This window comes from Zobellella endophytica, from assembly GCF_003012775.1.
Taxonomy (GTDB): Bacteria; Pseudomonadota; Gammaproteobacteria; order Enterobacterales; family Aeromonadaceae; genus Oceanimonas; species Oceanimonas endophytica.
Genome location: NZ_PXYG01000001.1, coordinates 975986 through 986946, shown reverse-complemented (window position 1 = coordinate 986946; position 10961 = coordinate 975986). Strand labels below are relative to the sequence as shown.

The following is a 10961-nucleotide window of genomic DNA, read 5'->3' as shown; positions in this document are numbered from 1 at the left end:
AGGGTGCGCAACCCCGCCCACAGCACCAGGCCGCCGTCCCGCTCCGCCTGCGCTTCGATGTCCGGCAGGGCGTGCCTGAGCCACTGCTGCTGCAGGCGGGTCGCGTGGCGCTCGAAACCGGCCCGGGCGGGCTCGGCATCCAGTTGCCAGCGTTCCAGATAACGGCTCAGGGTTCGCTCGGTGAGGGAAACCCCGGTATGGTGCCGGGCCCAGTCATTGACCACGGCCCCCTGCCACAGGGCGGACGCCGGCGCCACCTGCTCCGGCAACCGCCGGTACAGCACGGCGCAAAGCTGTTGCTCCTGGGCGGCCGTCAGCACCCGGCCTTCGCCCTTGGGGCGGCCGCGGGGCTTCACGTCTATCGCCTGCCAGCCGCCGGCCACGAACGCCTTGTAGGCGGCGATGATGGTCGGGTTGCTGAGCCCGGTCGTCGCCGCGGTTTCGGCCAGGGTGGCACCGTCCAGGCGCATCTGCACCGCCTTGCGGCGGCGTTCGTTCAGTGCTTGTGGCGATAAATGTTTAATACTCTCTTTCTTTGCCAAACCCAGTTACCACGCGGCTCTCAGACCGCTCATCGAAAAATCATCGCTCAATGGATGTCAGTTTATTAAATATATAAGTAGAATAACAGCACTGTTTAAATAGCGAGTAGTTATATATGACAGCCTGGTGGGTATTACTCTCTGTAGGGGCATTGCTGGCGTTGCTGATCCACGGCCGTTTTTCTCCGGCGGTGTTGTTCAGCAGCTGGTCGGTGGGTTACCTGCTGTGCGGTATCGTGGATGAAAAGGCCATGCTGTCCAGCTATTCCAACCCGGCCCTGATCACCCTGCTGGTGCTGATGCTGGTGTCGCTGGCGCTGGAGCGCTCGCCACTGCTCGACCGCTTTTCCGATGTCTTGCTCAAGGGCAAGGAGACCCTGGCCAGCCTGCGGCTGATGGGGGTGACCGCCACCCTGTCGGCGTTTCTGAACAACACGGCGGTGGTCGGCTCCCTGCTCGGGGTGATTTCGCGTCAGCGCTATATTCCTGCGTCGCGCCTGCTGATCCCGCTGTCCTATGCGTCCATTCTTGGCGGCATCACCACCCTGGTGGGTACCTCCACCAACCTGGTGGTGAACTCCTTCGTGGTGGATGCGGGGCTGCCGCCGCTCGGCATGTTCCAGTTTGCACTGGTGGGGGTGCCGGTGGCGCTGCTGTGCCTGTTCGGGCTGTTGCTGAGCGCCCGGCTGCTGCCGAAGAACAACGTGCAGGACAAGGAAGTGTCCCAGGCCTACTTCCTCGAGGCCCAGGTGATGGTCGGCTCGCCGCTGATCGGCAAGAGCATCGAAGACAACAACATGCGCAGCCTGGACGGACTCTTCCTGCTGGAAATTGTGCGCCAGGGCCGGCTGATCACCCCGGTGTCGCCGGACGAGGTGCTGCAGCAGGATGACGTGCTGGTGTTTACCGGGGAAGTGGAGAAGGTACAGGCACTGCAGCGTTTTGCCGGGGTGCAGGTATTCGGCGCCCAGGCGGACAACCTGCTGGCCTCCAACCTGGTGGAGGTGGTGATCTCCAACGAGTCGGAGCTGGCCAAGCGCACCCTGCAGGAGGTGGACTTTCGCACCATGTTCAACGCCGGGGTGGTGGGGATCCGCCGGGGGGAAAGAAGGCTCACCGGCCAGCTGGGACAGATACCGCTGAAGGTGGGCGACAGCCTGCTGCTGGCGGTGGGCGCCGACTTTACCCAGCACCGCAACATCGATCGCAACTTCCATGTGCTGAACGGCACCCTGCTCAGGCCCAAGCTCAGCAACCGCCAGAGCCTGCTCGCCTTCAGCGGGTTCGGCGCCGTGATCGGCCTGGCGGCATTCGGGCTGGTGCCCCTGCTGAACGGGCTGCTGATGCTGCTGGCCGCGCTGCTGCTGACCCGGATCCTGACCGTGAGCGAGCTGCGCCGGCGGTTTCCGTTCGAGCTGATGCTGATCATCGGCTCGGCCCTGACCGTGGCCAAGGCGCTGGAAGGCTCCGGTGCGGCACAGCTGGTGGCCGACTTCATGCGCCAGCTGTTCGACGGTTACGGCGTGTTCGGCGCCTTCGTGGGGGTCTACCTGATCACCCTGATCCTGACCGAAACGGTGACCAACAATGCCGCCGCCGCCCTGGCGTTTCCCATCGGCCTGTCCACCGCCCAGGCGTTCGGCGCCGAGCCGCTGCCGTTCATCATGGCGGTGGCCTTCGGCGCCAGCGCCTGCTTCATGGTGCCCTTCGGCTACCAGACCCACCTGATGGTGTACTCACCCGGCCGTTACCGCATGGTGGACTACCTGAAGACCGGCCTGCCGGTCAGCCTGCTGTACTCCGCCGGGGTCATCCTACTGGTGCCCGTGGTATTTCCGTTTTGACGGCGGGCCGCACCGCGGCCCGTTTTACCCCTTCAAGGCCTCCCACAAGAACCGCAGCTTGCGTCCGCGCCGGTGCAGCCAGCCCAGTACCGGACCGGCCGGCTCCCGCGCGGACTCCCGCTCCCGGGCCAGTCGCCAGGCCATGCGCAGGGGGGTGCTGTACAGCCCGGTGGGGTAATCCACATAGGTGGGATACCAGGCGTAGGTGGCATACACCAGGGCGGCGAGGGGCAGGGCGCGGCCCCGGCGCGCGACCGGGTACTGGTCTTCGGTCAGCCCCCAGCCGGCGTAAAAGGGCTGTCCCCACACCGTGACCGGCTTGCAGCGGATCAGCGCTTCCAGCCCGGTGAGGGAGGTGAGGGTATGTACCGCATCGCACTCGTCCAGGCAGGCCACGATGCCGGCGCCGGTTTCCACCGCGTCCGTACAGCGGGCCAGGATGTCGGCGGGCACCTGGCCCTGGCGATTGCCGCTCACCACGTCGGGATGGGGCTTGAACACGATAAAGGCATCGGGATGCGCTTCGCGCACCGCCTGCAGCAGGGCGGCATTGCCTTTCACGAACGGGCTGCCCAGCAGAATGGAGGCGTCGTCGTCCACCTGGCCGGGCACCAGGATGACAGGGCGTTGGCCGGCCTGCCGGCGCCAGGCAAGCGGCACCTGGCGGCCCACGTTGTATTTGGTCAGCGCCTGCTCCCGGAAATGGGTCACCAGCCGTTCACCGAGCGCCAGCTCGTGTGCGCTGAAGTCATGGCCGGCCAGGTAGTCTTCCAGGGCGCTGGGGGTGCGGGGATCGTAATAGATGCCCTTGTTGTCGATCACCAGGGAGCCGGGCCGGCGCAGATCCGAGCCCAGCCCCACCGAGCGTAAAAAACCGTCTTCCATGCGCCACAGCGCATGGTCGTCGCATGTTGCTCCGTTACCCTTTCTTCCCCAGACAAGCGCTGCGGATGAGGGTGGGAGCCTGCTTGAGAACGTCACGTTTCCGGCATATCTCAGTGCAAAAATCTGCACAAAACTCCGTTTCCATAATGAGAAGCCAACGGCGGTGATGCTGTCCAGTTTCGGCTGGGGAGGGCGTTGCACCAGTATCAGGTCGATGAGCTCTTCCAGGGTGCAGGGTTGCTCCGTGACGGGGTCGATATAGCGGCAATAACGAAGGTAGGCTGCCGCCAGGAGCTGTTCGAGCGTCCTTTGCTCGCCGCGCCTTGCTATCCTCACCCTGTCATCCGTCAGCCCCCAACCGGCATAAAAAGGAGCGCCGAAGCAGACCACCGGCTTACCGCAGAGCAGGGCTTCGAATCCCAGCTGGGAGGTGACTGTGTATACCTTGTCTACCGCCGGCATGATCGCGAAAGGATTCATGGATTCGGCGAGGAGGACGACATCATCTCCGGCCATCGCGGTCAGATATCCCTGTTTTTTGCCCAGCATGACATCGGGGTGGGTTCGTATCAGCAGCTGAGCGCCGGGGTTTTCCGACCTGGCGGCCGATATCATGTCGGTAAAGCTCCGCTCGTCGGCCAGCCCGAGACGGACGGACTGATCTCCCTTCGTTTGATCGACAAGCAGTACTCTGGAACGGCTCATATCCAACTTGGCGGCCACCTCGGGAGGGAGCCGGGTGTCGTCATAGCAGTTGTATTTCGTGATGCCCTGGGTGATCAGTGTTGCCCGTACCGCAGCGGCTCTGTGGTGCCAGTCCTCGCTCCACCAACTGATGTCCGACAGCCAGTGTTCCAGTTGGCTCGGTTTGGTGGCGTCGTAGTAGATGCCGACGTCATCCACGATCAACGAAAGCCGGGTTGCGCCCCGGGCCGGATGTCCGATATAGCCGATAAAGCCGTCTTCCAGCTGCCAGAAAGGGAGCCCTTTCGCTGCGGCGAGTTGGCGAGCCTGTTCGGTATTGGGCTTCATGCCCCAGCCGACCACGGCGTGGAGTGTGGCATTGTCATGCCTGGTGAGAGTCAGGGGAGCAAGGAAGCGGTCGAGTGCCCGGCGTTGCCGCCAGATACCACGGGATGTGGTTAAAAGCATAGGGTGCTAAATACAAAATGAGCAATGGTGCCTATTATGCCTGAATCATAAACCAAGCTCACCTCGAGATGGGAGCGCGATGCGCTCCCATCGACCGAGAAGGAGGTCGCCAGCCGGCAGAACGTCCGGTCTGGGCTCCCTCCATGCCAGGTGACCTAGCCGCTGATCACCTGAATATCCGAAGCCAGCAGCTGTTTCCGGCCGGTGAGGGTCGCAATGTGCACGGCGGCCGCACCACTGTTGCCGTCACTGTCGAAAGACAATACACCTGAATCCTGGTTATACAGGAAGACGGCGTTCCCGCTGGCGGCTGTGGTTCCGTCGGCTATCAGGCGGGAGGGAGCGAGCCTTCCCGTCGCCATACCGGCAAAGTTGCGGCTCACGACCTGAATGGTATCGACCCCCGAGGTGAAATCGCTGATGGTATCATCACCTTCGGCAGGCCGGCTAAAGCGGAACCTGTCCGCCCCCAGGCCGCCGGCGAGGATATCGCGGCCGAGACCACCGACCAGCATATCGCTACCCGCACCGCCGTTGAGCGAATCATGGCCTAGGCCTCCCGATAGGGCATCACTACCGGCTCCTCCCAGCAGCACATCATTACCGGCGAGGCCGGTCAGGTTGTCGTTTCCAGCGCCGCCATTAAGGCGGTTGGCGGCGCCATTGCCGGTGAGGCGGTTGGCCAGGGCGTTGCCGTTGCCGTTGATGGCGCGGTTGCCGGCCAGTACCAGGTTTTCCACGTTGCCGGCAAGGGTGTGGGTGATGGTGGCACGGACCAGGTCTATGCCCTGGCCGGCCAACTCGACTACCCGGTCGTTGACATTATCGGCCTGATAGACATCGTTGCCGGTACCACCACGCAGGGTATCGGCACCCATTCCGCCGTTGAGGGTATCCTGGCCGGCTCCTCCCACGAGGGTATCGTTGCCCGCACCGCCCAGCAGCACATCGTTGCCGCTGTTGCCAACCAGGGTATCATTGCCGGCACCGCCCGCCAGACGGTTGGCGGCACCATTGCCGGTGAGGCGGTTGGCCAGGGCGTTGCCGTTGCCGTTGATGGCGCGGTTGCCGGCCAGTACCAGATTTTCCACGTTGCTGGCAAGGGTATGGGTGATGGTGGCACGGACCAGGTCTATGCCCTGGCCGGCCAGTTCAGCCACCCTGTCGTTGGGGTTATCGACCCAATAGGTGTCTCTGCCGATGCCACCACGCAGGGTATCGGCACCCATTCCGCCGTTGAGGGTATCATTACCGGCTCCTCCCACGAGGGTATCGTTGCCCGTGCCACCCAGCAACACATCGTTGCCACCGTTGCCGGTCAGGGTGTCCCGGCCGGCACCGCCATTGAGGCGGTTGGCGGCGCCATTGCCGGTAAGCCGATTGTTGAGTCCGTTACCCGTGCCATCGACGGCATCCTGTCCGGTCAGTACCAGGTTTTCAACATGTTCGGCCAGAGAATAACCGAGCAACGCATGAACGGTATCGATACCTTCACCTACCTGTTCGATTACCGTATCGTCGATATGATCGAGCATGTAGAGATCGTGACCAGCGCCACCGGCCATGGTATCGGCTCCGCTCAATCCATTGAGGGTGTTATTGCCGGCGTCGCCGGTCAAGGTATCGTTGAAAACGGAGCCCCGCAGGTTTTCCATGGCAATCAGGGTGTCAAAACCATCACCGGTGAACTGGGGAAAACTGTCGGCCAGTGACACGGATACGGCGGAACGGGAATTCTCATACGATACCGTATCGTTGCCACCTCTTCCATCCAGCACATTATCGCCCTGGTTGCTCACCAGCATGTTGTTCAGGCCGTTACCAGTTGCATCAATATGGTCGTTGCCAGTCAGGATCAAATTTTCTACATGATTAGGCAAGGTATAGCTGGCCGATGTCTGGACCGTATCTGTCCCTTCACCCAGGTTTTCGATAACGCTATCTCCTGTAGAACGAACAAAGAAGATATCGTTGCCCAGTCCGCCATACAGGGTGTTGTTGCCGGCACCACCGTCCAGAAAATCATTGCCGGCGAGTCCGCGAAGAACGTCGTTGCCCAGTCCGCCATTCAGGATATCGTTACCGGCGGTGCCACGCACGATATCGTCGGTATCACCGCCTCCCACGGAGGAAAACACATAGCGTCCACTCTGGCCGGTATTTCCGAGGCTGTCTTCGAGATCCAGCATGGCACCCTGATTGCCGGACTGGGGCAGTTCGAAATAGTTGACGCCGTCACCGGCGGTAAAGCCGGCGCGGGCAATGGTTCCTCCCAGCCCGTCCGTTCCCCCGGAAGCGCTTCCAGTGGTCCAGTTGATGTCCTCATAGCGAAACTCGATGCTGAAATTGCCGTTGCCAGTACCCGTGAGTCTCATCTGAAAGGCATTCAGCTTGTCGGTGGCCTGACTGTAGTAGCCCACGTCATCCCAGGTAATGGTCAAAGAACCGTTGTCAGTGTTATCCAGGTGGTACCAGACCAGGTTGGATCCGGTTGACGTACCTCCAGGGGTCGCTTCGACGGCGTCCGGCCCCAAGACATTTGTGTTGAACCCTCGGGTATCAACATCGGCAAAGAAAGCGGCTATCATCGGGTAACTGGTTACATCCTGCATCCCCCAGGGAGTGAAGGACGAAAGCCCGAAATTGCCGAAAGTGACGTTGCCATTGTTGTTGATGGAAATAGTGGTGTAACTGGTACCAAAAAAATTCAGCCCGCCGTCACCGAATGTCGGGGTAATATCGATATTAGAGGCCGAGCCGTCATCATTACGATTGATGAAATTTTCACCAAATCCGGATGCGCCACCCAAGTTACTGATAAGCTGCATAGTCATGCTCTCCGAGAGTGCTTTAGATATCCATATACGCCCAGAAAACGACAACAAAGGCTGTGCGTAACTGTTTGTTCAGCATAGGCTTTACGTTCTCAGGAGTTGAGTGAGGTATTTACTCGGATCTTTTATACCCAGATTTCTGCCGTGTTGCCATGTTTTATCTTTTGCTGTTGTTATCCATTGTCATATTCTCATCGTTCCCGCAGTGACTCGTCCAATACCCGTATAAATGGATAAGTGAAATAAGACAGGACGGAACGCTTGCCGGTAATGATTTCACCGGACAGGGTCATGCCCGGCAGCAAATGGGCATCCCTGGCATCGGCGCCGCTCAGCCGGATGTCCGTCAACCGGATGCGGGTCAAATAATGATAACTGGGGCCCATGCCGCTCTCGCGGGTAAAGGTGTCCGCACTGACATGAGTCACCTCGCCATTCAGGGTGCCGTGTTTCTGGAACGGATAGGCATCGATCTTCAGCCGCACCTTGTCACCCACCAGAATGTCGCCAATATCCGAGGTGGCGACTTCCACTTCGGCTTCCAGCTCGGCATCCAGCGGCACCAGCACAAACAAGGGTTCGGCTTCACGCACCACGGAGCCGGGAGAGATATCGCCAATGTCCAGCACAATCGCATCCTGCTGGGTGGTGAGCGTGACCAGATCGGTACGTCGTTTTGCCTTGCTTATCTGTTCACTGATTTCACTGCGCTGTTGCAGCGCATCGGACATCATCTGCATGGTGTCCTGGCGCCATGATTTGATAAAGGCTTCCCGTTCGGCCCCGGCGGCGGCAATCTGGCTCTCTATTTCGGCCCGCTGGTTTTTGGCCAGCAGATAATCCCGCTCCACTTCGAGGCGGCGCTCGCGCGTTTCCAGGATCAAGGCGCGGGAGCCGAATTGCCGGGTGGCCAGATCGCTATGCATCGTCTCCAGCTGGCGTAACGATTCCATTCGGCTGGAGAGCACTTGCTGATCCTGTTCATTGGTCGTCAGCGATGCCGTCAGCTGTACTATGGTCTGCTCCAGTTGGTTCAGCCTGGCCGCGAATGCCGCCTTGCGCTCTTCATATAACGCCGCCTGCACCCCGGCCATGATGCCGTCCTCCATCGACAGTTCCGGCTCCCGGCCGGCCAGTTCGGCGTCCAGCCGCTCCAGCTGGAAAAGCAGCCCTTGTTCCCGTAACCCCAGCTGGGCCGCATCGGCCACCGCAAAGGTCGGATCCAGGGTCGCCAGCACGGTCCCGGCCTTGACGACCTGACCGACGCGCACCTCTATGCTTTTAAGAATGCCGGGTTCCATTGGCTGCACGACCATGTTGGACTGGGGGGTGATCAGCCGCCCCCGTGCCGTGACCAGCTTGTCGATGTTGGCAAAGGTGGCCCACAACACGGCGGTCACCAACATGGCCAGCAGCACGTACAGGGTCACCTTGCTGCCCTTGGGGGGATCAAACAGATCCATGGCCTGGGCCCTGGGCAAAAACTCTCGCAGTAACGCTTTGGTCTCGTCAGTTTCTTGTTTCATCACAAATGCCGATTCTGTTGTTGCCACAGGCGGTTATAAATATCACAGCGGTGCAGCAATTCGTCATGCCGGCCCGCGTCCACAATCTGCCCCCGGTTCAACACCACGATGGCGTCCGACGCCACCAGGGTAGACAGCCGGTGAGAGACGATAATAACGGTACGTCCGGCGGTGATCCGGCTCAGGTTGTTCAGGAATATGGCTTCCGACTCGGGATCCAGGGCGCTGGCGGCTTCATCGAAGATCATGATCCTGGGTTGCGGCAGCAATGCCCGGGCGATGGCCAGCCGCTGTCTCTGCCCGCCGGACAGGTTGGCGGCATTCTCTTCCAGCAGGGTGTCGTAGCCCTGGGGCAGTCGCTCAATAAACTCCGCCGCCCCGGCGACATTAGCGGCATCCACGATTTCTTCAAAGGTGGCGGAAGGCTTGGTGATTGAAATATTCTCGCGTACCGTGCCACGGAACAGGAAGTTGTCCTGCAGCACCACACCGATGCTGCGGCGCAGGTGGCCCAGATCTATCTCGCGGATATCGATGCCGTCGAACCGTACCACCCCTTCCTGCGCCTGGTACAGACCCTGCAGCAGCCGGGTGAGGGTAGACTTGCCGGAGCCGCTGCGGCCGACCATCCCCACCACCTTGCCTGCGGGCAGGGTAAAACTCATCCGGTTTATTGCCGGCGGTGTATTGGGAACATATCGGAAAGTCACGTCTTCAAAGTCGATGCGGCCTTTGAGCTCCGGCTCGAGCCCGCCCGACTCGCGCATCCCTTCCTCGGGCCGGTTCATGATCTCGCCCAGCATCCGTACCGACAACGCGGTTTCCTGGTATTCGTGCACCAGTGACACAATCTGCACCAGCGGCGTCACGACGCGCCCGGCCAGCATCTGAAAGGCGATCAGGGCGCCCACGGTGAGCGTCTGATCGAACACCGCCTGCGCGCCAAGGGCGATAATGCTGACGCTCATCAGTTTTTCGAGAAAGGACATGGCGGTATGGGCGGTCATCGAAATCTTGCCCACCCGAAAATGCATCTGTACGGCCTGGGCGGATTTGTCTTCCCATTCACGTCGGCGTTTCGGCTCTACCGCCAGCGCCTTGAGCGTGCGCATCCCCTGGATGGATTCGACCAGCATGGCCTGGCGTTCGGCTTCCGCGTTATACAGCGCCTGCAGCCGGGCGCGAAAGGCCGGGATCAGGGAAAACACCACCAGCCCGATGGCCAGGGCAAAACAAAGCACCACGACCGCCAGTTTGGTTGAATAGAAAAACAGCAACGGCAGCAGAATAAGCAGGATGGAAGCGTCAAGAATAGTGAAAAACAGCCTTCCGGTGAGGAACTGTCGGATCTTCTCCGTCTGCTGCATATGGCGGGTAATGACCCCGGCGGTGCCGGTCTCAAAGAAACTGATGGGCAGACGCAACAGGTGAGAAAAGGTCTTTTGCGCCAGGCGAATGTCTATTTTATTGGTGGCATGCAGCAGAAAATATTGGCGCAAATAAGAAAACACCGCCTCAAAAACCAGCGCCAGCACCACCCCCCCGGTCAGGACATACAGGGTGGAATAGGCCTGATGCACAATCACCTTGTCGATCACCAGCTGGGTAAAAATGGGCAGGGACAACGCCAGTATGTGCAATACCAGGGCGGCGATGGCCACGTCCCGTAAAAAGGTGCGCTGACGAAACAGCTCGGGCAAAAACCACTTGATGCCGAAGGGCTGTCGCTCATCCAGCAGGCCGAACTCTCGTTTCAGCAATAACAGCTCTCCGGACCAGGACTGTTCGAAGTCGTGCTGTTCAAGCCAGAATACGGTGTTGGCCGGCTGGGCGAGGGGATCCAGCACCGCCAGGGCGGGCACCGTCTCGGTGGACTTCGTGCCGACAATCACCACGAAATTGCCGTTTTTAAGGCGGGCGATGGCCGGCAATACCCCGCTCAGCGTGAGCAACTGCGCCATGTCGGAAGAAATGCGTTTGGCCTTCAAGGTTAAGGAACGTGCCGCCGCCAGCACGTCATCCACCAGGCCGTGGGGCGAGGGCGACGTCGGCAGATGACTGCGCCGGATCTGCTCTTCGGAGGCATGAATGCCATGGTGCCGGGCCAGGGCTGCAAGGCAGAACAGGCCGGTGTTCAGCGCTTCTTCTTGGTTATTTGTTGTCACGTAGCTGCCACTT

The 10961-nt window shown here is 60.5% G+C and carries 5 protein-coding genes; 1 reads left to right on the top strand and 4 read right to left on the bottom strand.

The genetic code is table 11. The features are described from left to right. Positions 1-658: 658 nt before the first annotated feature. On the top strand, positions 659-2386 hold the full coding sequence (locus tag C7H85_RS04445) for an SLC13 family permease (RefSeq protein WP_106728457.1): 1728 nt from the start codon (positions 659-661) through the stop codon (positions 2384-2386). 24 nt (positions 2387-2410) lie between these two features. Here the strand turns inward: C7H85_RS04445 and C7H85_RS04440 are convergent, their stop codons facing one another. From C7H85_RS04440 to C7H85_RS04425, 4 genes are all read right to left on the bottom strand, one after another. Beyond that, the gene (locus C7H85_RS04440) at positions 2411-4423 is read right to left on the bottom strand and encodes a capsular polysaccharide biosynthesis protein (RefSeq protein WP_106728456.1); all 2013 of its coding nucleotides are present in this window, start codon (positions 4421-4423) and stop codon (positions 2411-2413) included. A 155-nt stretch (positions 4424-4578) separates the two neighbouring features. Next, positions 4579-7251, bottom strand: a complete 2673-nt coding sequence (locus C7H85_RS20040; protein ID WP_158260063.1) for a nidogen-like domain-containing protein — start codon at positions 7249-7251, stop codon at positions 4579-4581. 197 nt (positions 7252-7448) lie between these two features. Next, complete coding sequence (locus tag C7H85_RS04430; RefSeq protein ID WP_106728454.1) at positions 7449-8783, bottom strand: HlyD family type I secretion periplasmic adaptor subunit; 1335 nt, start codon at positions 8781-8783, stop codon at positions 7449-7451. Next, the gene (locus C7H85_RS04425) at positions 8783-10948 is read right to left on the bottom strand and encodes a peptidase domain-containing ABC transporter (RefSeq protein WP_210433555.1); all 2166 of its coding nucleotides are present in this window, start codon (positions 10946-10948) and stop codon (positions 8783-8785) included. The genes C7H85_RS04430 and C7H85_RS04425 overlap by 1 nt, the downstream gene beginning before the upstream one ends. Positions 10949-10961 lie beyond the last annotated feature (13 nt).